Here is a 24,621-nt window from a genome sequence, read left to right as displayed (position 1 = left end):
TTGAATTACGAAAAAGAGGCCGCTGGATAAAGTGGGGATCCCTCAGCCCGAGGGTTCTTTCTAGGGACGATTAACTCTTTGTTGCTCAGTTTTTACTTAGCCCACTAGGTTACAAACCTCGCGCCGCGATTTAATCGCCCCTAGATTGAACAAATTTCAATCCACAAAGATCAACACGCCCTGGTTAAAGTAAGTCAAAGTGCTAATTCTTCTGTAACCGTATTAACATGTGGCACTGGGTGGGCAAAATAGTTGCCTTGCATTAGTGTCACATTCGCCTTTTTAAGTGCGGTTACTATGGTTGTATTTTCTACCGATTCTGCCATTAATTGTAAACCAAGTTGATTAGCAAAGCTGGCTATATGCTCAATAAACAAGTAGATATCTTTGTCATTCACTATTTGCTTTATTAGTGCGCCATCTAATTTAATACCATCTACTTCAAGCTTAAGTACGTTTGATATATTTGAATAACCACTACCAAAGTCATCAATAATAACCTTAACGCCTTTCGTTTTAACCATTCCAATAAATGCTTTTACTTCAGAGAAGTTGGCAATAGCTTGGGTTTCTAAAAGCTCTAATGTGATATTACCTGGATGCGGGTAGCGCTTAAGTTCGTCCGCAATAAACTCACTTAAATTAGGGTCGAGCATATCTTGTGCTGTTATATTTAAACTCCAGCAAATATCGGTTTTTCTAAAGCGACTAACACATTGTGAAAATATAGTACGGGTAAGTATTCCGTCCATTCTTGAGCGGGTAACAACATTTAAAAATGCATCAGGTTTTAATACTTCCCCTTGCGCTGTTACCATTCGAGCTAAACATTCGTATTGAACGACCTTATTGGTATTTGTGTCAATAATGGGTTGAAAGTAAGGCACTATACGATTGTTATCAAACGCTTCTCGCACTTCTTTAGCCATCTCTACATTGTATTGATATTGCGTTTTTACATCGTGTAGCGCTTTTGAGTAGTTAACTACACTATGCCTGCCTTGTTTAGCTTGCAGCGCTGCTATATGAGCGTTTTCAAGTAATAGCGATTTATTACCACTGGCAATACCTGCGCATAGGGTTATGTAGATAAAAGGGTCAGTTAACACCGGTGTATTAAAGTTATATGTTTTTACGAGATCGGTAAATTCGTCATTACTCATTTCTTTAGGCGCGAGTAATACTATTTTATTTGTTGCTAGTCTGTATATATGGCAATGCGTAGAGCTTCTAAGTTTAAAGTGAATAAGTAAGTTTTTCATTACCTTGTCACCCACTTCCGTGCCGTAAAAACTGTTTATATCTTCTATTTCATTAACCCAAATAACGGCTAACTGCATGTGATGAGCATTACTTTTTTTAATAAAGTACTCAAGAGCAATATGATTTGAAAAACCAGTACTTGAGTCAGTTGCTAAAGAGCGCTTTAGTAAATAAATATATATGGCGGCAACAAGTATCGCGATAAAAAAGAAGAAGCTAGCCATTGCAGCAGCTTTCGATACGCTTTCTTTAAGTTTCTCGTTTAAGTCATAAATAGTTATATCGGCACCCGTTAAATAGGTATTGCCGTTGATTGGGTCAACGTAAGGAATAAAAATTGTTTTAAAGTGGCCCCACTGATCGCTCGATATTTCAAATACTGGCTCTGTTGAATAAAAAGCACTTATATTTGCATCGGTAGCTTCAGGGTAGAGATCTAAAAATTGAGTTACCTTGCCATTATTCTGATCGTCTTGCGTGTAGCTTGATGAGCTAAAAAGCACCTTACCGTCTTTTAAAATCATTGAATAGACATAAGCAATATCAAGTGCTTGAGCAAACTCAGAGAGTTGTTTACTTTTATCTTGATAGTAAGAAAAACTTATATTATCGCCTTGATTAACCGCACTTAAATAATCGTCACCTAAAATATGTTTAACGCTGGTGGCGGCATTAAGTAAGCGATTATCAACCGACTGCATTATTTCAGCACGCGTGGTTTGGTAAGTGTAGTAAACGTAGGTTAGCAAGCTTATTAAAAACAAGCTAAAGCCTGCCACTATCCAACTAACTTTGACTCTTCCTTCTGGCATATGTGTCCCTTTTTTGTTATCAAATTTATTATACCCAAAATAAGTAAATGCCCAATAAATAATTAGGTTTGGTAGAGTTTTAATTAAATTATCATTTTTTTGTCATCGCTTTGATTGCTTTTATAGGTTTAAACGAGACATTTTAGTTATATTGCAGTAAAGTTAGCGCAATTTTTAAAGAAACACGATTGCTCCAAATGTCCTAATAAGTAGGCGTTTTTGATGGGTAAGCGCGTGTTTTAGCTACACACACTAGGTATTAAGATGGATCAAAAGCGTTGTGCCGTCGCCTCTAAAGAAAGCCTTAAGCGTATATTTACTGTACCTGAAGCGCCAGACTCAACTTTAAGCAAAATCGAGCTTGAAATTTCGAGTAATTTAGCAGGTTTTCTAAACGAAAATATAGCGGCAATTGAAAAACCATTACATGAAATAGAAAAAGATTTTCAATCGGCAGTGATCCCAGAAGATCCAACGTTTGTCTCTGCTTATGCCCAAGACATAATGGAGCAGCTTGTTGCACATTCTGTGCATACAGCTGCGCCTAGTTTTATTGGTCACATGACCTCAGCCTTGCCGCACTTTTTATTACCGCTGTCAAAATTGATGGTAGGGCTAAATCAAAATCTAGTAAAAATAGAAACATCTAAAGCGTTTACGCCTCTTGAGCGTCAAGTGCTTGGGATGATGCATCATTTAGCTTATGGGCAAGAAGACTCATTTTATTCTAAATGGATGCACAGTGCTAAAACCTCATTAGGTGCATTTTGCTCTGGTGGTACGGTTGCTAATATTACTGCGCTTTGGATTGCGCGAAACCGCTTATTAAAACCTGATGGCGATTTTAGAGGTATCGGCGCACAAGGCTTAATTGCCGGTATACTGCATTACGGTTATAAAGGTTTAGCGGTATTAATATCAGAACGCGGGCATTACTCGTTAGGTAAATCGGTTGATTTACTCGGCATTGGTCGCGATAACTTAATTGGTATTAAAACCTGTGAAAATAATAAAGTAGATGTAGGAGCTATGCGTGAAAAAGCACGTGAGCTTGAAGCGCAAGGCATTAAAGTAATGGCGATTATTGGGGTCGCGGGAACAACCGAGACCGGTAATATTGACCCACTTGATGAAATGGCCGACTTAGCACAAGACATTAACTGCCATTTTCATGTAGATGCTGCATGGGGGGGAGCGACCCTTTTATCGAGTACGCACCGTCCTTTACTAAAAGGGATTGAGCGAGCAGATTCAATTACCATCGATGCACATAAACAAATGTATGTACCAATGGGAGCGGGTTTGGTTTTATTTAAAGACCCCGCTGCAACTGATGCAATAGAACATCACGCTGAGTATATATTACGTAAAGGTTCAAAAGACTTAGGTAGCCACACGCTTGAAGGCAGCCGACCGGGTATGGCAATGTTAGTACACGCTTGCTTACGTGTTATTGGTCGCAAAGGTTACGAAATGCTGATTGATCGAAGCATCAAAAAAGCACATTACTTTGCTGATTTAATTAAGGCTGATGAAGACTTCGAGCTTATTTCGGAGCCTGAGTTGTGCTTATTAACGTATCGTTATGTACCTAAGCAAATTAAACAAGCAATAGCCGATGCAGATGCTGCAACTCGGTTAGATATTTTTGCTTCACTGAACCGTTTTACTGCCAGTATGCAAAAGCGTCAGCGAGAGTCTGGTCGCTCATTTGTATCACGTACACGCTTAACGCCTTCTAAATACGACAATCAACCAACGGTTGTATTTAGAGTGGTCCTTGCTAACCCGCTTACCTCAGGCGCTATTTTAAAAGAGATATTAGCTGAGCAAAAAGAGTTGGCTGCAACAGATCCGGTATTCAAAAAATACTTGAGAAAGTATATGTAATCTAAATACAAAAAGGGTCCATAAGGACCCTTTTTTAATATCAAAGAATGGTTAATGTAAGATACGTGCTCTAATTGTACCCTCAACAGCGCTTAGTTCTTTAAGTGCTACTTCAGATTGATCTGTATCAACATCAATAACTACATAACCAATAGATGCGTCTGTTTGTAGGTATTGCGCAGCAATATTAATACCGTGCTGTGCAAACGCTTGGTTAATTTGCGTTAGTACACCTGGGCGGTTGTGGTGTACGTGTAATAAACGGCTACGATTAGCAAGCTCAGGTAGCGATACTTCAGGGAAGTTAACCGCAGTAATAGTTGAGCCATTATCTGAATATTTAGCCAATTTACCCGCTACTTCAATACCAATGTTTTCTTGCGCTTCTTGTGTAGAACCACCAATGTGTGGCGTTAAAATAACATTGTCGAATTGGCGCAGTGGCGATACAAATTCTTCATCGTTAGATTTTGGCTCAGTAGGGAACACATCGATTGCTGCACCACTTAGTTTTTTCTCTGTAAGCGCTTCTGCAAGAGCATCAATATCAACAACAGTTCCGCGTGAGGCATTGATCAAAATAGACCCCTGCTTCATAACTGCAAGTTCTGCTGTACCAATAAGGTTTTTAGTTTGCGGTGTTTCTGGTACATGTAAGCTAATAATATCAGAGCGTTGTAACAGCTGAGTAAGGTTATGAACTTGTGTTGCATTACCCAGTGATAACTTATCTTCGATATCGTAAAACTCCACGTTCATACCGATATTTTCAGCCATAATACCTAGCTGAGTACCAATGTGACCGTAGCCAATAATACCTAATGTTTTACCACGTGCTTCAAACGAACCATTTGCTGTTTTTAACCAGCCACCACGATGAGCCGCTGCATTACGCTCTGGAATACCACGTAATAAAAGTAGAATTTCGCCAAGTACAAGTTCAGCAACTGAACGAGTATTAGAAAATGGAGCGTTAAATACAGCAATACCACGTTCGCGTGCTGCATCTAAATCAACTTGGTTTGTACCAATACAAAAACAACCAATAGCAACTAGCTTTTCAGCTGAGTCTAATACGGCTTGGTTAATATGAGTACGAGAACGAAGTCCTACAAAGTGAACATCTTTAATGCGCTCTTTAAGCTCGTCCTCAGGTAAGGATGTTTTAACGTAGTCGATATTGCTGTAACCGTTACGTTTTAGCGTTTCAACAGCGCTTTGGTGAACACCTTCAAGCAAGAGAATTTTAATTTTGTCTTTTGCTAACGATACCTTACTCATAACCTCATCCTATTTAATTTGTGGCCCATTTTTGGTACCGATAATCACTTTATCAGCACCTCGCATCGCAAATAGGCCGTTGGTAACTACGCCAACAATTGAATTTATTTGTGTTTCAAGTTGTTTGGCATTGGTAATTTTTAAGTTAAATACATCTAATATAACGTTACCATTATCGGTAACTACGCCTTGGCGATAAACAGGGTCACCACCAAGTTTTAATAATTCTCGTGCAACGTAGCTGCGCGCCATTGGAATAACTTCTACCGGAAGCGGGAAGTCGCCCAATGTATCTACCAGCTTTGTGTCATCAACAATACACACAAACTGTTTTGCAACTGCTGCTACTATTTTTTCACGTGTTAGCGCAGCGCCGCCGCCTTTAATCATTTCGTTTTGAGCGTTAATTTCGTCAGCGCCGTCAATGTATACATCTAAAGCATCAACGTTATTAAGTTCAAACACTTCAATACCTAACGCTTCCAGACGTGCAGTTGACGCTTCTGAGCTTGATACAGCGCCTACAATAGTGTCCTTTACTGAGCCAAGGGCATCAATAAAGTGATTAACAGTAGAGCCTGTACCGACACCTACAATGGTGTTTTCTTTTACAAACTCGAGTGCTGCCCAGGCAGCTGCTTTTTTTAATTCGTCTTGTGTCATTGCTTTGTGCTCATGTATGTCAGAAATATGCGGCTAGTAACCAAAATTAAATGTTACCAACAGTATGTTTTATCTGGGGTGATAATGGTTTCAAGTGGTACGTCCCATGACTCGATTGGTAGAGCATCAACTTTTTGGCATTCATGTGCAAGGCCAATTAGTTGCGGTTTTTGCCAGTTTTGTTCATGTAAACGCGCCAATGTCCGGTCGTAAAACCCACCTCCCATTCCTAGGCGATTACCTTGTTTATCAAATGCAACTAATGGCATAAGGAGGTAATCAAGCACTGGTAATGGGCATATTTGAGAGCAGTTCAGCTTAGGCTCCAAGATACCATAGCGATTTGCCCTCATGGGTGAGTTTTTCTCATAGCGCTGAAATAGTAAATTAGCGCCATTGAATGGGTGTATTATAGGTAGATAAACAGCATGGTTTAAGTTCCATAATTCTTTAATTAACAATGAAGTGTCTAGTTCTCCGTCGTTACTTAAATAAATGGCAATATGCTTTGAATTCGTTGTATTTTCGCTTTTTAAGTGTTGAATAAAATTCATTTTTAGCGATTGCGCAGCAATTATTTGCTGATTATTTGACAAGTTTTTACGGGTGTTACGAATTTCAGCTCTTATTTGTGCGCGTTTATTGCTCATTAAACTAATTAGCCATTTTTAAAAAGAGAATAAATCGGGAAAAATCAAAAAAACAGCCAGTACGACTAGCAAAATGGTGGCAGTTGCAATCAATGAATATAAAAGTAAGTTACTGTGTTTTTTAGGAGTCGCTAAATCCTCATCTAGCATTAGGTCGTCATTTTGCCATTCGTCTACACTTTCGTCTGGTGCATTTAATTGAGCTTCAGGAAGGCGTTGCTCTAGCTCATCTAGCTTTTCTTCAAGGCGTATTAAGCTGCTAGTGATGTAATCAAGTGCATCAAAAATACGTTCATCACGTTGGTTGTTATTTGCAGCTGCGGGGGAGCTATTTTGAATCGCATTTGAAACAGCTTGCAGCTTACTTTTAATACCTAAGCTTGCTAATAACTTAGTCTGTTTTAACGCTTTGTCTTTATCGCTTGGCGCAAACAGCGGCTTACCTTTAAAAAAAAGAGCTACTTTTTCATCTGACGTTTTTAATTTTGCAGCTAAGTTTGCGCACGCTGTTTTTATGTCAACGTTATCGGCAAGTCCTGCAAATATAACGCGAAAGTTATCGGCCATTTAACTATCCCTAAAGCTTTTATAATGAAATGAGTATATACCTAAAGTACAAAAGAATTCGAGGTTGATTTTATAGTTATTTTGTAGACGCACTATAAACAATGTAACTGATAAGTTTTAGATACAAAAACGGCCCTATTAAGGGCCGTTTTTAATTTACTTCAACACTTTTAGCTCAAAGGCCAGCAGCTGCACGAAGTGCATCAGCTTTATCTGTACGTTCCCAAGGGAATTCGTCACGACCAAAGTGGCCGTAAGCCGCTGTAGGAAGGTAGATAGGGCGCTCTAAATCAAGCATTTGAATTAAGCCGTAAGGGCGTAGGTCAAAGTGTTCACGAATAAGCTCGATTAAACGGCTTTCTTCTAACTTGCTTGTACCAAACGTTTCAACGCTGATAGATGTAGGCTCTGCAACACCGATTGCGTAAGAAACTTGTAATTCACATTTATCAGCAAGGCCAGCCGCAACTACGTTTTTAGCAACGTAACGTGCAGCGTATGCAGCTGAGCGGTCAACTTTTGATGGATCTTTACCAGAGAAAGCACCACCACCGTGACGAGCCATACCACCGTATGTATCAACGATGATTTTACGACCTGTTAAACCACAATCGCCCATAGGTCCGCCAATTACAAAGCGACCCGTTGGGTTAATGAAAAATTTAGTCGCGCTTGTAATAAGCTCTGCAGGAAGTACCGGCTTGATGATAGTTTCCATCACCGCTTCTACTAAATCTTTTTGTGAAATGTCTTCACTGTGCTGAGTAGATAGTACTACTGCATCAATACCTACTGGCTTACCATTTTCGTATGCAAAAGTAACTTGAGATTTTGCATCTGGACGTAACCAGTTTAGCTCGCCGCTTTTACGTACTTGCGCTTGGCGCTGTACTAAACGGTGTGAGTAAGTAATTGGCGCAGGCATTAGCACTTCTGTTTCGTTACATGCGTAACCAAACATAAGGCCTTGGTCGCCAGCACCTTGTTCTTCCGGGCTAGTACGGTCAACACCTTGGTTAATATCAGGAGACTGTTTACCAATAGTGTTTAAAATTGCACATGAATCTGCATCGAAACCCATGTCTGAATGCGTGTAGCCAATTTCACGTACTGTTTTACGTGTAATTTCTTCAATATCAACCCATGCGCTAGTAGTGATTTCACCACCAACCATAACCATACCTGTTTTTACGTAAGTTTCGCACGCAACACGGGCATGAGAATCTTGCTCTAGGATAGCATCAAGTACCGCATCAGAGATTTGATCGGCGATTTTATCCGGATGACCTTCAGAAACTGATTCAGAAGTAAATAAATGTTTTGCCATTGTATTTCTGCTCACAAATATTGCGCTTCACAAACGTCGGTATTAGCGCTAAAAAATTAAGGGGCGTATTTTATCGAAAACAAAACACCTTGCATAGTGTTTTTACGCCTAGACGTCTAAATAAAATTACTAATAACTTTTTGGTCTTAAAAAATATTCATAATGCCTCACTTTTATAGGGTTTTTAATTGCACACAGCCCCCACAATAAGTAAGAATGGTCGATATAAACAAACCCAAGTTACTTGGGTGCATAAACAAACACATAAATACCCGCGCAAATACACATAAAGGTAGGAGAATTCATGCCATCTCGCAAAGAACTTGCAAATGCTATTCGCGTCTTGTCAATGGACGCAGTACAAAAGGCCAAATCTGGTCACCCTGGAGCCCCTATGGGCATGGCTGATATCGCAGAAGTATTATGGCGCGATTATCTAAAACACAACCCAACAAATCCAGAGTGGGCTGACCGTGACAGATTTATTCTTTCAAACGGCCACGGTTCAATGCTTATCTATTCTCTATTGCATCTAAGTGGTTACGACTTACCACTGGACGAAATTAAAAACTTCCGTCAAATGCATTCTAAAACACCAGGTCACCCTGAATATGGCTATGCACCAGGAATCGAAACTACTACGGGTCCATTAGGTCAAGGGATCACAAATGCCGTAGGTATGGCAATTGCTGAAAAAGCGCTAGCTGCACAGTTTAACCGTGAAGGTCACGATATTGTTGATCACTTTACCTATGCATTTATGGGCGATGGCTGCCTTATGGAAGGTATTTCTCATGAAGCTGGTTCACTTGCAGGCACATTAGGTCTGGGTAAACTTGTTGCATTTTGGGATGACAACGGCATTTCAATCGATGGTGAAGTAGAAGGTTGGTTTACAGATGACACGCCAGCTCGCTTTAAAGCATACGGTTGGCATGTAATTAGTGGTGTTGATGGCCACGACAGCGGTGCTATAAGTGCTGCAATTGCAGAAGCTAAAAGTGTTACCGATAAACCATCACTAATTTGTTGTAAAACAATTATTGGTTACGGCTCACCTAATAAATCTGGTAGCCACGATTGTCACGGTGCACCACTAGGTGATGACGAAATTAAAGCGTCTCGCGAATTCTTAGGTTGGACTGGCGATGCGTTCGAAATTCCTGATGATATTTACGCACAATGGGATAGCAAAGAAAAAGGTCAGCAGCTTGAATCAAGCTGGGACGAAAAATTTGCAGCATACGCAAAAGCATACCCAGAGCTTGCGGCTGAATATAAGCGTCGTATTAATAAAGAACTGCCTGGCGATTGGGCTGAAAAATCTCAAGCGTACATTGAGCAATTACAAGCAAACCCAGCAAACCCAGCGTCTCGTAAAGCATCACAAAATGCATTAAACGCATTTGGTCCGTTATTACCAGAATTTATGGGTGGCTCAGCCGATTTAGCAGGCTCAAACTTAACAATTTGGGATGGCTCTAAAGGTTTAACACACGACGATGCAAGCGGTAACTACATTTACTACGGTGTACGTGAGTTTGGTATGTCGGCAATTATGAATGGTATTGCCCTTCATAAAGGCTTTATTCCTTACGGTGCTACGTTCTTAATGTTTGTTGAATATGCAAAAAATGCCGTACGTATGGCTGCATTAATGAAGCAACCAAGCATTTTTGTATACACGCACGATTCAATCGGTTTAGGTGAAGATGGTCCAACTCACCAACCAGTAGAGCAAATCGCAAGCATGCGTTTAACGCCTAACTTATACAACTGGCGCCCATGTGACCAAGTTGAGTCGGCAATTGCATGGCAACAAGCTATTGAGCGTAAAGACGGTCCTACATCGTTAATCTTTACTCGCCAAGGTCTTGAGCAACAAGCGCGTGACGCACAGCAATTAGCAGACGTTAAAAAGGGTGGTTACATCCTTAGCTGTGACGGCAACCCTGAGATTATTTTCATTGCGACGGGCTCTGAAGTGCAACTAGCACAAGATTCAGCAACTGAGCTACGCAGCCAAGGTAAAAAGGTACGTGTTGTATCTATGCCATGTACTGATGCCTTTGAAGATCAAAGCGCAGAGTACAAAGAAAGCGTATTACCGGCATCTGTTACACGCCGCGTAGCAGTAGAAGCAGGTATTGCTGACTACTGGTACAAGTACGTAGGTCTAAATGGCGCAGTAGTAGGTATGACTACCTTTGGTGAGTCGGCACCTGCTGGTGAGCTGTTTGAGCACTTTGGTTTTACAGTGGCAAACATTGTGAGCAAAGCAAACGAGCTTTTTTAATCGCTTTGATTAAATAAAGTAAGTAATTGAAAAACCCGCACATGTTGCGGGTTTTTTTATGCCCTTACATGAAGCAACTTCACCTTGAGCAATGCTACTTTCCTTGCAAGAAAGTAAGCTATCAGGCAAGGTAGTGCGATAAAATTTATAAATAAAAATCTTAAATTAATAGCAGGAGCTAAAAATGCCAAAGTTCGATAACGTGAGTGTAGTAAAAAAAGCCAATGTATATTTTGACGGAAAAGTGTCGAGCCGTACCGTTATTTTAGGTGATGGCGAAGCGAAAACGTTAGGTTTTATGCAACCAGGTGAGTTTGTTTTTGATACAAACCAAAAAGAGTGCATGGAGCTTTTAGCTGGCCAATGGGATATTTTATTACCAGGGGCAAGTGAGTGGAAAACATTTAACGCGGGTGAATCGTTTAATGTTGATGCAAATGTAAGCTTTAAAGTAAAAGTATCTGATTTTGCTGACTACTGTTGTTCGTACACAGATTAATCAATACAGCTAGACGTCTGAAAGCCCATGTACTATGGGCTTTGCATAAACTTTGCGCAACGCATGATTTAAATCACCAAAAACCGCAAATAAACCTCAAATATCTCTCTTTTTTCCTTGTGTTAATCTAAATAGCCCCCAATACTATTTATGAGGTAACAAATAAAAGGATACCCTATGAAAATTAATCTTTCTGGTCACCATGTTGAAGTTACTGACTCTATTAGAGAGCACATCAACGAAAAATTTTCAAAAATCGAGAGCCATTTCCCATCGCTTATTGCACTCGAAATTATTTTGTCTAAAGAACATCATAAAATCCAAGCTGAAATTAGCACTAATTATGAAGGCACGCGCATATCGGTAAAAGGGGAAAACGAAGTTATGTACCCTGCCATTGCAAGTGCAGCTAAAAAACTCGATGCAGCACTAAAACATCGAAAAGGGCAGATAAAAGCAAACTTACACGAAAAGCCTGTTAGCACTACACCTGAAATCGCACACGAGATCATCCAAGAGATGGATCTTAAATAAAATTTAGTCACAAAGTATTGTAAAAAAGAGCCGTATGGCTCTTTTTTATTGCCTGTAATTTAGGTAAGTTATGCGTTCTTGCAGTTTATTAATTATAAAAATTAATAAAAAGAACACACAACACACATATTTTGAGAAATTAATGCACACAACAAAAGCAGTATGGAAGTCTCGACTAGGTGCGCTTGGACCTGGAATACTCATGGCCACAGCCGCTATTGGCGGTTCTCACTTAGTTGCCTCTACGCAGGCTGGAGCAATATTTGGCTGGCAACTATTTTGGCTAATCCTCGTTGTTAATGTTTTAAAATATCCATTTTTTCGCTTTGGTATGGAATACACACTCGCCACTAAAAATAGCCTAGTGGAAGGGTATAAAAGCAAAGGCCCATTTTACTTCTACAGTTTTATTGGCTTAAACATCGTTGCCGCCGTAGTTAATACCGCCGGCGTGCTACTGCTTACCGCAAGTTTACTGCATTACGCACTGCCCGTAGTGATAGAGGTAACACTGCTATGTTGGATATTATTAGGAGTGTGCTTAGCCATATTATTGTTAGGCCACTTTAAAGCGCTCGACAGTGTGGCCAAAGGCATAATGGGGTTATTAACGCTGGCTACTGTTATTGCGTTAGTTATCGCGTTTAGTAATGGCCCAATGGCGCCTGCTGACTATGTTGGTCCATCACCTTACGAGCTGGCTATGCTGAGCTTTATGGTCGCTTTAATGGGCTGGATGCCGGCACCAATAGAAATATCAGCATTAAGCTCGCTTTGGCTTAAAGAAAAGCAAGCGCAGCAAACAGTGTCTAAAAGCCAAGGCTTGTTCGATTTTAACGTAGGTTACTGGCTTACAGCTGGCTTAGCCTTGGTATTTTTTAGCTTAGGTGTATTAGTGCAGTACGGGCAAACCAGCAGTATAGAACTTGGTGGGGTTGCGTTTGCCAAGCAGCTTATTGATATGTACGCACTTACAATAGGCGAATGGGCAAGGCCGCTTGTATCAGCCATTGCGTTTTTGTGTATGTTTGGTACCACACTTACTGTGCTTGATGGCTACGCCCGCACGCTTAACGAGTCTCATAAACTACTTGGCTTTGGGCAATCAAAACACAGCTTAAATATTTGGTTAATACTACAAGCACTTGCCGGTATGGCCGTTATTTTATTTTTTAAATCAGCCCTTGGCCCCATGCTTACGTTTGCAATGACACTTTCATTTGTTACAACGCCAGTGTTTGCATGGCTTAACTTTAGCCTTGTGCGCTCAGAGCCTGCTATAAAGCATAGCGTTTTACTACGTAGTTTAACGTGGTTAGGTTTAGTGTATTTAGTAGGCTTTGCTGTTGCGTTTGTAGTATGGAAACTAGCAGCCTAAATAGAGCCACTTACTTTAGGGTTTTTAATTAAAGCCCTCAAGCATTAAATTCTAGGATTAAACGAGGTATAAATGGATATTAGAATAGGTGAGCTTTCAAACCCACATGTTATAAAGTTACTACAAGCGCATCATAACGATATGTTAAAACACTCACCCGTTGAGAGCGTACATGCACTTGATGTGAGCAAACTCACTCAGCCCGATATAACTTTTTATAGCTTATGGATTGATAATAATTTAGCGGGTGTTAGCGCTTTAAAAACGCTAAATACAACGCATGGCGAAATTAAATCAATGCGCACATCATGCAGCTATTTACGTCAAGGCATAGCCGCTAAGTTACTCACCCATATTATTGAGCAATCCACTTTGCGAGGTTACAAAAAGTTAAGTTTAGAGACCGGCACGGCAAAGGCATTTTTACCCGCACAAAAGCTTTACACTCAATTTGGTTTTAAAGAATGCGAACCATTTGGTGATTATGAGTTAGATCCTTACAGCTTGTTTATGAGTAAAGGGCTTTAAGTTGTATGCGCTCACTATTTACAGTAAAAACGAAGTAACCGATTTAACAGCAGATCAGAAAAAGCAATTAAAAGAATTCTTAGAGGTGTGGCGCAATGAGCAAACGTGATTTATTTTCAGAATTAACTACAGCACTTGTGGACGCTAAAGCGCATCCACAAGGAAAGCTTACGTTACGTTCTCATACAGTAAATGATATCAACGATCTTGCTATCTCACCTGATGAAATAGTGGGTGCGTGAGAAACAGGTAATATGTCCGATTTGGTATTCAAAGAAGTTTACTTATATCGACAAGAAAGCCGGAGTAAGCGTATATGATATCTTGAAATACGAAGTTATAGAGCTGTGTTATAGTCCTTTAATTAGAGAAATGGGATAGAAATCGTTAGGCTTTTCCACAATAATTCATATATTGACGTGATGACTAGTGCGAACGAAAAAGAATAACTAGACCGACTCCCTTAATAGATTTGCAACTCACTGTCTAAGGAAAAACCAGTATGAATGTTCAGTATATACTCAGTATATTTAGTTGGAAGTTATAAACATGAGCATACTTGGTGTTATTGCCGTAAAAGCTGCCACTTCAAAAGTTGTTGGGAAGTCTGTAGAAAAAGTATTTTCCAGTGTGAAAAGGTCTCTTAATACAGCAAAGTTGAAGTCAGCCACTAAAAAATATATTCAAAGGCTTGATAATGATGTTCGTCTGCAAACATTCCTAGATAAGCAATCTATTGAATTAGATAAATTATACGTTCCCGCTAAAATTAGGAGTTTAATTGGTTCGAGTACCTATGAGCTTGATGACTCAAGTCCATTTGTATATGAGGGGCTTCAATTATTAGTAGGTGAGGCTGGTTTAGGTAAAACTACAGCCTTGAAAAGATTGTTAAGTATTCTTGCTAATACACATGGTAAAGTTCCTTTTTTTATTTCATTAAAAGAAATGCGGACAGGGGAATTATTTTCAGATTTTTTAGTAAGGCAGTTAGAGCAATGGGGCATATCACTTAGTTCTTTAGAGCTTAAAGGTTTTTTAAACTTTAAAGGTGTTACTTTATTATTAGATGGTTTTGATGAAATTAATGCCAATAATATTGATAGTGTGGCTCAGGATATTTACTCTATTTCATGTAACAATAAATGTAATTTAGTTGTTACAACTCGCCCAGATACATTGATAACGAAAATGGAGTATTCATACGAGTTTTCGATCCTTAGAATAGACAACTCTCAAAGAAAGCTGTTAATTGAAAAATATAAATTAGCTACAAAAATTGATTACGACATAAATAGAAAGTTAGAAAAAATAAGCTATCTTGACGAACTAATAGTTAATCCTCTCTTGATTGCTTTACTGTTTGTGATTTTTAAGTCTAAAAAATCTTTTCCTGAAAATGAGATAGATTTTTATGGTGGGATTTTTCTTGCGCTGTATAGAAATCACGATGATAGGAAAGGAGGCGTTAAGAGAGCTTTTAAAGCAAATCTAAGTTATTCAGATGCTGAAACTATCTTTAGAAAGTGTAGTTTTCTTTCATTTTCTAATAGAGATATAGAATTTAATAGATTCGAACTTGTTGATTATATTAGTAAATCAGTTGATAAGGGGTGCACGGTCGATCCAGAGCTTTTTTTAGAAGACCTAGTTGACGTAACAAATATAATTATGGAAACGGAATATGATACCTATAGTTATGTTCATAGAAGCATTCAAGAATTCTATGCCTACAAGTATATTTTAGACAGTGGATTGCTACCGAATTTTTTTAAGGAAAACTTGAAATATGGCTTTAAAAACAGCATTTGGAACAAACAAATAATAACTTTCGCGCTCAAGGACTTTAGTTCAAGTAATATTGCTGAGAGTTATTTATGTCCGCTATATAAAATCTTATTTTTAAATATGTTAGCTGCGGATTGCAAAGAGAATACAGACATGGGGCTTGCAGTTGATAAATACTTAAAAAACTGTTTTTTGGTTGTGCAGTATGGACATATAAGACAAAAAATTAAGTTAAATGAGCTCCCAATTGATTTGCAAAGAAAAGTAATTAATTATAAAGATGCAGAGGATTACGTAACTTTCCACGATGCTGTATTTAATTACGATAAATCAAAATTTGAAAACGATAACCCAGCTATTTGTTTTTGGAACTTCCAGCAAGATATCCAAAAAGCTATTATTCAGGTGCGTATTGAAATGAGTGAATTAGAGCTTCTTACTTTTACTGATCTAAATTATAGCAAAGAAGGTAAATATCGGCTTAGTCTTAGTCTGCTTGCAGAGATTTACGCTGGCAGTCTACCAACAAAAGATTATATTAAAGAATTACCTGATGTTAAAAGCCTTTGTTCTAATTTTCTAAATGACTCAGAGAGTAAGATAACTAGTTTAATCAGGAGGTTAACATGATTTTTTTGAAATGTATTTATATTTTAGAGCATGTTAATAGCACACTCAATTTTATCTGTGTGCTATTGGGATAACTCTTTTTTATTTTCACTTTAATCTTTTGATTCAAAGTTGAAATTATAATTTATTGGTACTAACTCAGCTCTTTTATCGCTCTACTTATCCCATCTAAACTCAGCGCATACATGCGGTTGTTCATTAACTCTTTTATAAAGCCAATTGATTGATAGTACGGCCAGTGTTCAACGGGTTGTGGGTTGAGCCACGCGACTTTATCAAAGTGATTAGTGATTCGGTTTAACCAGGCTCTGCCGGGTTCTTCATTCCAATGTTCTACTGAGCCGCCAGGATAAGCAATTTCATACGGGCCCATAGTGGCATCACCAACAAATATAACTTTGTAGTCACTGGTGAACTTGTTGATCAGCGTCATGGTATCAATAACGTTTGAATGGCGGCGCTGGTTATCTTGCCAAACATGTTCGTATAAGCAATTATGAAAGTAGTAAAACTCTAAATGTTTAAATTCGCCGTGGGCGGCGCTAAATAGCTCTTCACAGGTATGAATGTAGTCATCCATTGAACCGCCAATATCAAACAGCATCAAAACTTTTACTGCATTGTGGCGCTCGGGTGCCATTTTTACATCGAGCATGCCACCTTGTTTGGCGGTCGCGCGTATGGTTTCGTTTAAATCAAGGGTGTCACTTGCGCCAGTACGGGCGAACTTTCGTAGTTTTTTAAGGGCGAGTTTAACTGTGCGCGAACTAATTTCTCTGTCGGTGTCGAGGTTTTTGTATTCTCGTTTGTCCCACACTTTTACCGCTTGGCGGTTACGGTTGCCGTCTTGCCCTATACGCACACCTTCTGGGTTATAGCCGTATGCACCAAAAGGCGAGGTGCCGCCAGTGCCCACCCATTTATTGCCGCCAGCGTGGCGTTTTTGTTGCTCTTCTAAACGCTCTTTAAGAGTTTTCATAAGCTCGTCGAGCCCACCCATGGCTTTTAGCTGGGCTTTTTCTTTATCGCTTAGGTTTTTTTCAAACTCTTTACGTAGCCAATCTTCAGGTAAGTTGTGCTGTTGCTTTAAGCTCTCGAGCAAATCAAGATCGGCAATACCACTAAAGTAGTCGCTAAAGGCTTTGTCGAATCGATCAAAATGCGTTTCATCTTTTACCATTATGGTGCGTGCTAAATGGTAAAAGGCGTCTACGTCGGCAAATATAACGCCTTTTTTTAAGGCGTTAATTAAATCGAGTAGTTCTCGAAGGCTCACCGGTAGGCGGTATTCACGTAATTTGAAGAAAAATGCAATCAACATATAAGGGCCTGTTTATCTTTCGAGGTTAAATTTGCAGCAGTGAGTTTGGTATTTAGGTAAGGCAGAGCCTATGTAGTGTGGTTATTCCCCATAAATAGGCGATAACACAGCATAAATACCAAACACGCGCTGCCTGAAGGTTCGTCCTAGGGACGATTAACTCTTTGTTGCTCGGCTTTTACTTAGCCCACTAGGTTACAAACCTCGCGCCACGATAAAATCGTCCCTAGTTAGAACAAATTTTAATCCTGAAAGGTCAACAGGCCCTAGCGGCTCATAAACGCGAGCTTTTCGATTAGGCTTATGTCTTGCTCATTTTTAAGTAAAGCGCCAAACATTGGCATTAAACCGCCTTTTTTAGCTTTGTCGTGCAGTGTTTTAGCGTCTATGTCTTCAGCCATTAAAAGCTTTAACCAGTCGAGTAATTCGCTGGTAGAAGGTTTCTTTTTAAGGCCGCTTGCTTCGCGCAGGTTAAAAAACACTTCAAGTGCTTGGCGTACTAAATCTTGTTTAACGTTAGGGTAGTGCACGTCAATAATTTGCTGCATTTCGTCGCTGCTAGGAAAATCAATGTAATGAAAAAAGCAGCGGCGTAAAAATGCGTCCGGCAATTCTTTTTCGTTATTTGATGTGATGATTACAATAGGGCGCTCTTTTGCGACAATGCGCTCGTTAGTCTCATAAACATGAAACTCCATTTTATCGAGCTCAAGTAGTAAGTCGTTTGGGAACTCTATGTCGGCTTTGTCTATTTCATCAATCAAAAGCACTGGGCGTTTACCGTTGAGCTCTGCATATGTAAATGCCTGCCAAAGCTTACCTTTAACGATGTAGTTGCCAATATTGTGTACACGCTCGTCACCTAATTGACTGTCGCGCAGGCGCGAAACCGCGTCGTACTCGTATAAGCCTTGCTGCGCTTTAGTAGTCGATTTTATATGCCACTGAATAAGCGTGGTATCTAAGCTTTTAGCCAACTCCTCAGCCAGCATGGTTTTACCTGTGCCAGGTTCGCCTTTAATTAAAAGTGGTTTTTCGAGCATAATGGCAGCATTTACAGCTTGTTTAAGCGCGCTACTCGCTATGTAATTGTCAGTTGAATTAAATTGCACGGTGTACCCTTGTCTGGTCTGAGCAGTAAGTTATTTTGTTATAATGCCATAGTTAAGCAGCAGGTCCAATATAAGCAAAACGCTGTATGACCTCACCTTCTTTTTCAACAGTTTCTAAAAACATACTAAGTGGGCGCGCCCATATACCAAATTCACCATAAAGTGCTTGGTAAATCACAAGCTGTTCCTCGGTTTCGCTATGGGTGGCAACATGAATAACTTTATATTGCGGGCCTTTGTAGTGTTGGTATATGCCTGGTTTTAGGGAAAGTGGTTTTATTGCTGTAGTCATGTTTTGATCTCTTGTATAATTTGGCTTTGCACTTTTAATGTTAACTAATTTGCCAATACTATGAACTATATTTCTTTAGATGATTACAAAAAGGCGTGGGTTTTTCGCCACAAAGATTTACCTGTATCTGATGAAGACGCAGCAAAAATAAAGCCTATGAGCGACGAGCGCGCAGCCGTACTTTGGACAACCATGGTGAGCCGTGAGTTTGATCACCCTGATTTTTTTGAAGACACCGATTGGTGTGGTCAAGAAAAAAGCTTTAGCCAAGAAGTAGATTGGCAAGATGCGTGGGAAAATGGCGATGCGCAACCACCAGAAGCAATCTTAACGTTTTTAGATTGGGAAGCTAACACCACGGTTTATTTTTGTATGGCACGCGATAATATTATCGAAACGACGTTTGATGTATTTAAACGCAATTGGCAAAACTTTATGTTTTTAGCTGATGGCAGTTTATTGATTGGTAAAAAGCGCAATACGGTTGTGCAATTTTTAGAATCAGGTAAAGCAAAATTAGGTGAAAAGCCAAGCGCTTAAAATAGTGCGCTGCGCTTAAAAAATATTCAATACTGTGTTATAAAACATTTACCTGAATATTTTTGAGTACAGCTTTTGGTCGCTAAAAATCAGTCACTTGGTGCTCAACAGCAAGTTGAAATTTGGCAAACTGATGCACAAAAAGTGTTGTATGCACAATTGTGCAATGCGTTTTATCAGCGTGAGGTTCAGCGATTAGTTGCAGAGCCTAATGCCGATAAACTGCGCCGCCAGTTAAAAAGCCTACCTTATTATATTGAGCGAGCGGCAACGTTAGTTGCCAATGGTGACACGCCTTTTACGCTTGATGCACAAAATGGTACGTGGCTCGAAAAGCAAAAACCGACCTCACCAGATGTGAATGTTCAAGCTAATGAACTTTTTTATCAAACGTATGCCAAAGTGGGGCTTATAGTGCCCGTTATATTGCATGGCTACGATCAGGTGCGTCTTAGAATAGACAGTATCGATCAGTTAGGCGAAAATAAGCTGCATTGTAACGAGCTTGGTTGGTTTGATTTTTTAGGAAATGGGCTAGAGCAGCAAAATGCTCAGCTAATAAAGCCAAGTAAAGTGAGTTTAACCGCTGCATGTTGCGGGCATCAGTGGCAATTTTCGAAGCGTTGTATGCCACGGGTTTTATCACTACGCGAAATGCTTTTAGCGGGTAGTATTAATTGGCGCAATTTAAAGCGCCCCTTAGCGTATTAAAGTTAAGGTATTTGGAATTTAAAATAAGGAGTGTTAAATGCGTATTTTTCAAGTTGGCTTACTGTGCTTAGCACTGTTTGTACAATACAGGTTATGGTTTGGTCATAATGGTTTACAAGACTACACACGACTAAAAGGTGCAGTAACGTCGCATCATCAAACCAACGAAAAACTCATTAAACGTAATAAAGTACTTAAAGCAGATATTGAAGACTTAAAGCTTGGTCAAGAAGGCATTGAAGAGCGTGCACGCAACGAATTGGGAATGATTAAACCGGACGAAACATTTATTCGTGTTTTACCGGGCAAACAATATGACAAATAAACAGACTATTGCAGCAATTGTACCTGCGGCGGGTGTTGGCAGTAGAATGCAGCACAATGCGCCTAAGCAATATATACAATTAGCCGGTAAAACCATTTTAGAACACACCTTAGCTAAACTTTCTCAATTACCTCAATTACGCACTATTGTTGTTGCCCTTAGCGACAGCGACCCCTATTTTGACGAACTCCCACTGCTTGATAATCGCATTGTGCGAGCCAGTGGCGGAAAAGAGCGAGCCGACTCGGTGCTTAATAGCTTACTTTTTTTAGCGCCTAACCCGCCTACATGGGTGCTTGTACATGATGCTGCACGCCCGTTAGTTAATATTAGTGATATAGAACGTTTAATTGATGAATGTATACGCGCTGATGAAGGCGGTATTTTAGCTAGCAAAGTAAAAGACACCATAAAACGCGGCCACACTCATGCCCTACAAACGGTGCCGCGAGACGATTTATGGCAAGCACTTACCCCGCAGTTTTTTAAATATGACGAGCTTAAAAATGCACTGCAAAACGCATTAGCAAGCGGGGCTACTATTACCGATGAAGCCAGTGCAATTGAGTGGGTGGGTAAACCGGTTAAGCTTGTAGCAGGTCGTAGCGATAATATTAAAATAACCACGCCAGAGGATTTAGACCTGGCTGGGTTTTTATTACATAAACAACAAAACGAGAGTGGATTATGATACGAATTGGCCATGGTTTTGACGTACATAAATTTGGCGGCGAAGGCCCGTTAACTATTTGTGGTGAAAAAATTGATTACCCACAGGGCTTTTTAGCGCACTCAGATGGTGATGTTGCTATTCATGCATTATGCGATGCTATTTTAGGCTCACTTGCAATGGGTGATATTGGTAAGCACTTTCCCGATACGGCAAGTGAGTATGAAAATATCGATAGCCGTATTTTACTTCGCCATGTGGTGGGCTTAGCTAAAGAGCAAGGTTATGTACTTGGTAATGGTGATGTGACTATTGTTGCTCAGGCACCAAAAATGTTGCCACATATTCAAGCTATGCGCGCTAATTTAGCCAGCGATTTAAATTGCGACCTTAGCCAAATTAACGTTAAAGCCACTACTACCGAAAAGCTAGGCTTTGAAGGGCGCAAAGAAGGTATTTCTAGCCATGCGGTGGTTATTATGAGTAAAGAGCTTGCGAGTACAAAAAACGCATGAGCGATTTAAATTATTTATACGGTGCGCCGCTTTCTAAAGCTGATTTTAAAACCACAGCTGAAGACTTTATGGTTGATGAAGACTTAGGTATAGAATTTACCGGCAGTGGCGAACACGTGTGTTTGCAGGTGGTTAAAAAAGGCGAAAATACGCAATACGTTGCAAAGCTAATTGCGCAGCGTGCGGGTGTTTCACCGCGAGACGTAAGCTATGCAGGCATGAAAGATCGCCACGGCGTGTGCTCGCAGTGGTTTAGTGTAAAAGTACCGATTAAAAAGCCTATCGATTTTAGCGATTTAAATAGTGAGAGTATTTTTATTGTGTCGCAACAGCGCCACGACCGTAAGTTACGTACGGGCTGCCACAAAGGTAATAAATTTACTATTACACTTCGTAACGTAACCAACCCTCTTGATATTCTATGCCGTATTAATGCCGTGCGCGCAGGTGTGCCTAATTACTTTGGCGAGCAGCGCTTTGGTCATGGTGGTCATAACTTAGTTATGGCTGAAAAAATGTTTGCCGGTGAGCGTATTCGCGATAAAAAGCTGCGCGGTATTATTATTTCAGCAGCACGATCGCATGTATTTAATCAGTTAGTGAGCCTACGTGTAAAAGAGCATGGTTTAGCTAAAACAATGCACCGTGAAGTATTTATGCTCAGCGGCAGCAATGCATTTTTTGAAGATGCAATTAATGACGAAAACATAGAGCGATTAGCCACCGGCGATATTATGATGTCGGCACCTATGGTGGGAAAAAGCGAAAAAGGCTTAACCGAACAAGAAAAAATATGGCTCGAACCTTTCCAAACATGGTGTGATGGCTTAGGTGAGTTAGGCCTTAAAAATGAGCGCCGAATGCTGCGCTTAATTCCACAAAACTTAACTGTTGAAACACTTGATGAAACCACACTAAAACTAAGCTTTGGTTTGCCAAAAGGGTGTTTTGCAACCGCATTATTACGTGAGCTAGTGGATTACACAGATGCTAGCCCTCGAGAGCGCAAAGAAAAGGATAATGGCATAAATGAAGATACTGTTAAGTAACGATGATGGCGTAAATGCCAAAGGCATTGCGGTTTTATATCAGGCGCTTATACAAATTGCAGATGTAACCCTTGTTGCACCTGATCGCAACTGTAGTGGCGCGAGTAATTCTTTAACACTTATGAACCCGCTACGAGCAACTACACTCGAAAATGGTTTTATGTCGGTTAATGGCACACCCACTGATTGTGTACATTTAGGTGTAAATCAGTTAGCTGATGAAAAGCCAGATCTAGTTGTTGCAGGTATTAACCATGGTGCTAATTTGGGTGATGACACGCTTTATTCCGGTACTGTTGCCGCTGCAACTGAAGGTCGCCATTTAGGTCTGCCTGCAATTGCGGTATCGCTTTGCTCACATAATGGCGATCATTTTGAAACAGCCGCTGCAGTTACCGTCAATATTATTAAAGGCTTGGCTTCGCATCCGCTTCCAAAAGATCAAATAATAAATATTAATGTGCCAGATATTCCATTAAGTGAATTAAAAGGGGTGCAAGTAACACGTTTAGGTGCTCGTCATAAAGCCGAAACGATGACGAAACAAACCGATCCTTGGGGCCGTGATATTTATTGGTATGGATCGCTTGGCACCGAAAGCGATGCTGGTGAAGGCACCGACTTTTACGCAATCAATAATGGCTATGCCTCAGTTACGCCACTGAGTGTTGATATGACAGCTAAAGATAGCTTAAAGGCAGTAGGAGAATGGTTAGCCGATTTGGAGATTAATCGTGCTCGCTAATTATACCCGCAGTGCAAAAGCGCTTTCTGGCTTACTAAAGCGTGAAGGTGTTGAAGATACGCAAGTACTTAGTGCTATAGCTGATATTCCGCGCCATTTTTTTATAGATGATGTGCTAAAACACAAAGCCTATGAAAATACAGCGCTCCCTATTGGGCAAGGGCAAACAATTTCTCAGCCTTACATAGTAGCGCGCATGACAGAGCTACTTCGTTTAGCTGGTGTGCGCAATAAAGTACTAGAAATAGGTACAGGATCTGGGTATCAAACTGCAATATTGGCCAAAACGTTTGCAAAGGTTTACTCGGTAGAGCGTATTAAAACACTTCAGTGGCAGGCAAAAAGACGTTTGCAGCAACTCGATTTATATAATGTAACCATGAAGCATGGCGATGGTTGGCAAGGCTGGCAATCACAAGCGCCGTTTGATGGTATTATAGTGACTGCTGCGGCCTCTAAAGTTCCGCAAGATTTACTTGCTCAGTTGGCCGATGGTGGCGTGTTATTAGCGCCCATTGGTGAGAGCGATCAAAAATTAGTAATGGTTATCCGCAAAGGCGATAATTATAAAGAGCATGTTATTGCTCCCGTTAGATTTGTGCCGTTAGTACCTGGCGATATTGAATAGGAATTCATTTTGAAGTTGTTTACCAAGTTATACGATATGGCCCTAGTGTGGGCAAAACACCGTCATGCGGAACGTTACTTAGCTGCGATGAGCTTTGCAGAATCAGTTTTTTTCCCGATACCACCCGATGTAATGCTTGCACCTATGTCACTTGCGCAACCAAACAAAGCATGGCGATTTGCAAGCTTTGCTACGATAGCATCGGTTATTGGTGGGGTGGTTGGTTACTTGCTTGGCTTTTGGCTATTTGAACCCGTTGTAGAGCCATTGATTGCACAAATGCACTGGCAAGAAAAGTTTGATATAGCGCTAAACTGGTTTAAAGATTACGGTGTTTGGGTGGTGTTTTTAGCTGGTTTTTCGCCAATACCATACAAGGTATTTACGATTGGCGCAGGTGTTTTACAAATGGCATTTTTGCCATTTTTAATAGCATCAGCCATTGGACGCGGTGCGCGATTCTTTTTAGTTTCAGCCTTAATGAAGTGGGGTGGAGCTCAAATGGAGCGAAAATTACGTCAGTATATTGAAATACTTGGTTGGGGATTAGTGATATTAATTGCGCTAGCTTACTTTTTATTACGTTAAGCGTTAAAAATATCAATTT

26 protein-coding genes are annotated in these 24,621 nt (G+C 40.1%); 17 read left to right on the top strand and 9 right to left on the bottom strand.

The features are described from left to right. Positions 1-194: 194 nt before the first annotated feature. Positions 195-2,075, bottom strand: coding sequence for a GGDEF domain-containing protein (locus tag GQR53_RS10355; protein WP_033020723.1), 1,881 nt, complete (start codon positions 2,073-2,075; stop codon positions 195-197). Between the two features lie 264 nt (positions 2,076-2,339). Here GQR53_RS10355 and panP point away from each other — a divergent pair, with 264 nt between their 5' ends. Next, the gene (gene panP / locus GQR53_RS10350) at positions 2,340-3,965 is read left to right on the top strand and encodes a pyridoxal-dependent aspartate 1-decarboxylase PanP (RefSeq protein ID WP_165743885.1); all 1,626 of its coding nucleotides are present in this window, start codon (positions 2,340-2,342) and stop codon (positions 3,963-3,965) included. A 51-nt stretch (positions 3,966-4,016) separates the two neighbouring features. Here the strand turns inward: panP and serA are convergent, their stop codons facing one another. The 5 genes from serA to metK form a co-directional block, all read right to left on the bottom strand. Next, positions 4,017-5,246: a phosphoglycerate dehydrogenase gene (gene serA, locus GQR53_RS10345; RefSeq protein ID WP_024595232.1), complete on the bottom strand. Its 1,230-nt coding sequence runs from the start codon at positions 5,244-5,246 to the stop codon at positions 4,017-4,019. Between the two features lie 9 nt (positions 5,247-5,255). After that, positions 5,256-5,909 carry a ribose-5-phosphate isomerase RpiA gene (rpiA, locus tag GQR53_RS10340; RefSeq protein ID WP_165743884.1) on the bottom strand — a complete coding sequence of 218 codons (654 nt, stop codon included), beginning with the start codon at positions 5,907-5,909 and terminating at the stop codon, positions 5,256-5,258. A gap of 53 nt (positions 5,910-5,962) precedes the next feature. Continuing rightward, a complete protein-coding gene (locus GQR53_RS10335; RefSeq protein WP_165743883.1) occupies positions 5,963-6,559 on the bottom strand; it encodes a 5-formyltetrahydrofolate cyclo-ligase in 597 nt (198 codons plus the stop codon). A gap of 18 nt (positions 6,560-6,577) precedes the next feature. Then, on the bottom strand, positions 6,578-7,126 hold the full coding sequence (locus GQR53_RS10330; RefSeq protein ID WP_165743882.1) for a hypothetical protein: 549 nt from the start codon (positions 7,124-7,126) through the stop codon (positions 6,578-6,580). A gap of 175 nt (positions 7,127-7,301) precedes the next feature. Beyond that, positions 7,302-8,453, bottom strand: coding sequence for a methionine adenosyltransferase (metK, locus tag GQR53_RS10325; protein WP_002958976.1), 1,152 nt, complete (start codon positions 8,451-8,453; stop codon positions 7,302-7,304). Between the two features lie 304 nt (positions 8,454-8,757). Between metK and tkt the strand changes: the two genes are divergently transcribed. The 7 genes from tkt to GQR53_RS10290 all read left to right on the top strand — a co-directional run bounded on the left by tkt (position 8,758) and on the right by GQR53_RS10290 (position 16,106). Next, on the top strand, positions 8,758-10,749 hold the full coding sequence (tkt, locus tag GQR53_RS10320) for a transketolase (protein ID WP_165743881.1): 1,992 nt from the start codon (positions 8,758-8,760) through the stop codon (positions 10,747-10,749). Positions 10,750-10,933: 184 nt separating this feature from the next. After that, complete coding sequence (locus GQR53_RS10315) at positions 10,934-11,248, top strand: pyrimidine/purine nucleoside phosphorylase (protein ID WP_002958974.1); 315 nt, start codon at positions 10,934-10,936, stop codon at positions 11,246-11,248. Between the two features lie 177 nt (positions 11,249-11,425). After that, positions 11,426-11,782, top strand: coding sequence for a ribosome-associated translation inhibitor RaiA (gene raiA / locus GQR53_RS10310; RefSeq protein WP_007584763.1), 357 nt, complete (start codon positions 11,426-11,428; stop codon positions 11,780-11,782). 202 nt (positions 11,783-11,984) lie between these two features. After that, complete coding sequence (locus GQR53_RS10305; protein ID WP_165743886.1) at positions 11,985-13,160, top strand: divalent metal cation transporter; 1,176 nt, start codon at positions 11,985-11,987, stop codon at positions 13,158-13,160. 72 nt (positions 13,161-13,232) lie between these two features. Next, complete coding sequence (locus GQR53_RS10300; RefSeq protein ID WP_165743880.1) at positions 13,233-13,688, top strand: GNAT family N-acetyltransferase; 456 nt, start codon at positions 13,233-13,235, stop codon at positions 13,686-13,688. Positions 13,689-13,783: 95 nt separating this feature from the next. After that, complete coding sequence (locus tag GQR53_RS10295; RefSeq protein WP_240917461.1) at positions 13,784-13,930, top strand: hypothetical protein; 147 nt, start codon at positions 13,784-13,786, stop codon at positions 13,928-13,930. Positions 13,931-14,237: 307 nt separating this feature from the next. Continuing rightward, positions 14,238-16,106 (top strand): NACHT domain-containing protein, encoded by a 1,869-nt coding sequence (locus GQR53_RS10290; RefSeq protein ID WP_165743879.1) that lies wholly within the window; start codon positions 14,238-14,240, stop codon positions 16,104-16,106. Between the two features lie 133 nt (positions 16,107-16,239). Here GQR53_RS10290 and GQR53_RS10285 read toward each other — a convergent pair whose 3' ends face one another. From GQR53_RS10285 to GQR53_RS10275, 3 genes are all read right to left on the bottom strand, one after another. After that, positions 16,240-17,427: a VWA domain-containing protein gene (locus GQR53_RS10285; RefSeq protein WP_165743878.1), complete on the bottom strand. Its 1,188-nt coding sequence runs from the start codon at positions 17,425-17,427 to the stop codon at positions 16,240-16,242. A 266-nt stretch (positions 17,428-17,693) separates the two neighbouring features. Beyond that, a complete protein-coding gene (locus tag GQR53_RS10280) occupies positions 17,694-18,539 on the bottom strand; it encodes a MoxR family ATPase (RefSeq protein ID WP_165743877.1) in 846 nt (281 codons plus the stop codon). 52 nt (positions 18,540-18,591) lie between these two features. Continuing rightward, entirely contained in the window at positions 18,592-18,831 is a 240-nt protein-coding gene (locus GQR53_RS10275; RefSeq protein WP_039486721.1) for a DUF1653 domain-containing protein, read from the bottom strand. 60 nt (positions 18,832-18,891) lie between these two features. On the opposite strand from GQR53_RS10275, the gene GQR53_RS10270 reads away from it, so the two are divergent. From GQR53_RS10270 to GQR53_RS10230, 9 genes are all read left to right on the top strand, one after another. Further along, complete coding sequence (locus tag GQR53_RS10270; RefSeq protein ID WP_024596335.1) at positions 18,892-19,371, top strand: DUF2947 domain-containing protein; 480 nt, start codon at positions 18,892-18,894, stop codon at positions 19,369-19,371. Positions 19,372-19,446: 75 nt separating this feature from the next. After that, positions 19,447-20,082 (top strand): hypothetical protein, encoded by a 636-nt coding sequence (locus tag GQR53_RS10265; RefSeq protein ID WP_165743876.1) that lies wholly within the window; start codon positions 19,447-19,449, stop codon positions 20,080-20,082. Between the two features lie 37 nt (positions 20,083-20,119). After that, complete coding sequence (gene ftsB / locus GQR53_RS10260; protein ID WP_002958963.1) at positions 20,120-20,407, top strand: cell division protein FtsB; 288 nt, start codon at positions 20,120-20,122, stop codon at positions 20,405-20,407. Further along, positions 20,397-21,098, top strand: coding sequence for a 2-C-methyl-D-erythritol 4-phosphate cytidylyltransferase (gene ispD, locus GQR53_RS10255; protein WP_165743875.1), 702 nt, complete (start codon positions 20,397-20,399; stop codon positions 21,096-21,098). Before ftsB ends, ispD begins: the two co-directional genes overlap by 11 nt. Continuing rightward, the gene (gene ispF / locus GQR53_RS10250; protein ID WP_024604077.1) at positions 21,095-21,592 is read left to right on the top strand and encodes a 2-C-methyl-D-erythritol 2,4-cyclodiphosphate synthase; all 498 of its coding nucleotides are present in this window, start codon (positions 21,095-21,097) and stop codon (positions 21,590-21,592) included. The genes ispD and ispF overlap by 4 nt, the downstream gene beginning before the upstream one ends. Continuing rightward, a complete protein-coding gene (locus GQR53_RS10245; RefSeq protein WP_165743874.1) occupies positions 21,589-22,641 on the top strand; it encodes a tRNA pseudouridine(13) synthase TruD in 1,053 nt (350 codons plus the stop codon). The genes ispF and GQR53_RS10245 overlap by 4 nt, the downstream gene beginning before the upstream one ends. Beyond that, positions 22,622-23,386 carry a 5'/3'-nucleotidase SurE gene (surE, locus tag GQR53_RS10240; RefSeq protein WP_024600608.1) on the top strand — a complete coding sequence of 255 codons (765 nt, stop codon included), beginning with the start codon at positions 22,622-22,624 and terminating at the stop codon, positions 23,384-23,386. The genes GQR53_RS10245 and surE overlap by 20 nt, the downstream gene beginning before the upstream one ends. Further along, positions 23,376-24,014 carry a protein-L-isoaspartate(D-aspartate) O-methyltransferase gene (locus GQR53_RS10235; protein ID WP_165743873.1) on the top strand — a complete coding sequence of 213 codons (639 nt, stop codon included), beginning with the start codon at positions 23,376-23,378 and terminating at the stop codon, positions 24,012-24,014. The genes surE and GQR53_RS10235 overlap by 11 nt, the downstream gene beginning before the upstream one ends. A 9-nt stretch (positions 24,015-24,023) precedes the next feature. Next, positions 24,024-24,602, top strand: a complete 579-nt coding sequence (locus GQR53_RS10230; protein ID WP_165743872.1) for a YqaA family protein — start codon at positions 24,024-24,026, stop codon at positions 24,600-24,602. Positions 24,603-24,621: the final 19 nt, after the last annotated feature.

Source organism: Pseudoalteromonas sp. Z9A6 (assembly GCF_011378805.1).
GTDB classification, from domain to species: domain Bacteria; phylum Pseudomonadota; class Gammaproteobacteria; order Enterobacterales; family Alteromonadaceae; genus Pseudoalteromonas; species Pseudoalteromonas distincta.
The sequence above is the reverse complement of the archived record's forward strand: the minus strand, read 5'-3'. Positions and strand labels throughout refer to the sequence as shown.

What these genes read in the sequence shown, in the direction of transcription:
- GQR53_RS10355 (WP_033020723.1), bottom strand. Translation starts at nt 2,075, where the DNA reads ATGCCAGAAGGAAGAGTCAAAGTTAGTTGGATAGTGGCAGGCTTTAGC.
- panP (WP_165743885.1), top strand. Translation starts at nt 2,340, where the DNA reads ATGGATCAAAAGCGTTGTGCCGTCGCCTCTAAAGAAAGCCTTAAGCGT.
- serA (WP_024595232.1), bottom strand. Translation starts at nt 5,246, where the DNA reads ATGAGTAAGGTATCGTTAGCAAAAGACAAAATTAAAATTCTCTTGCTT.
- rpiA (WP_165743884.1), bottom strand. Translation starts at nt 5,909, where the DNA reads ATGACACAAGACGAATTAAAAAAAGCAGCTGCCTGGGCAGCACTCGAG.
- GQR53_RS10335 (WP_165743883.1), bottom strand. Translation starts at nt 6,559, where the DNA reads ATGAGCAATAAACGCGCACAAATAAGAGCTGAAATTCGTAACACCCGT.
- GQR53_RS10330 (WP_165743882.1), bottom strand. Translation starts at nt 7,126, where the DNA reads ATGGCCGATAACTTTCGCGTTATATTTGCAGGACTTGCCGATAACGTT.
- metK (WP_002958976.1), bottom strand. Translation starts at nt 8,453, where the DNA reads ATGGCAAAACATTTATTTACTTCTGAATCAGTTTCTGAAGGTCATCCG.
- tkt (WP_165743881.1), top strand. Translation starts at nt 8,758, where the DNA reads ATGCCATCTCGCAAAGAACTTGCAAATGCTATTCGCGTCTTGTCAATG.
- GQR53_RS10315 (WP_002958974.1), top strand. Translation starts at nt 10,934, where the DNA reads ATGCCAAAGTTCGATAACGTGAGTGTAGTAAAAAAAGCCAATGTATAT.
- raiA (WP_007584763.1), top strand. Translation starts at nt 11,426, where the DNA reads ATGAAAATTAATCTTTCTGGTCACCATGTTGAAGTTACTGACTCTATT.
- GQR53_RS10305 (WP_165743886.1), top strand. Translation starts at nt 11,985, where the DNA reads ATGGCCACAGCCGCTATTGGCGGTTCTCACTTAGTTGCCTCTACGCAG.
- GQR53_RS10300 (WP_165743880.1), top strand. Translation starts at nt 13,233, where the DNA reads ATGGATATTAGAATAGGTGAGCTTTCAAACCCACATGTTATAAAGTTA.
- GQR53_RS10295 (WP_240917461.1), top strand. Translation starts at nt 13,784, where the DNA reads ATGAGCAAACGTGATTTATTTTCAGAATTAACTACAGCACTTGTGGAC.
- GQR53_RS10290 (WP_165743879.1), top strand. Translation starts at nt 14,238, where the DNA reads ATGAGCATACTTGGTGTTATTGCCGTAAAAGCTGCCACTTCAAAAGTT.
- GQR53_RS10285 (WP_165743878.1), bottom strand. Translation starts at nt 17,427, where the DNA reads ATGTTGATTGCATTTTTCTTCAAATTACGTGAATACCGCCTACCGGTG.
- GQR53_RS10275 (WP_039486721.1), bottom strand. Translation starts at nt 18,831, where the DNA reads ATGACTACAGCAATAAAACCACTTTCCCTAAAACCAGGCATATACCAA.
- GQR53_RS10270 (WP_024596335.1), top strand. Translation starts at nt 18,892, where the DNA reads ATGAACTATATTTCTTTAGATGATTACAAAAAGGCGTGGGTTTTTCGC.
- ftsB (WP_002958963.1), top strand. Translation starts at nt 20,120, where the DNA reads ATGCGTATTTTTCAAGTTGGCTTACTGTGCTTAGCACTGTTTGTACAA.
- ispD (WP_165743875.1), top strand. Translation starts at nt 20,397, where the DNA reads ATGACAAATAAACAGACTATTGCAGCAATTGTACCTGCGGCGGGTGTT.
- ispF (WP_024604077.1), top strand. Translation starts at nt 21,095, where the DNA reads ATGATACGAATTGGCCATGGTTTTGACGTACATAAATTTGGCGGCGAA.
- GQR53_RS10245 (WP_165743874.1), top strand. Translation starts at nt 21,589, where the DNA reads ATGAGCGATTTAAATTATTTATACGGTGCGCCGCTTTCTAAAGCTGAT.
- surE (WP_024600608.1), top strand. Translation starts at nt 22,622, where the DNA reads ATGAAGATACTGTTAAGTAACGATGATGGCGTAAATGCCAAAGGCATT.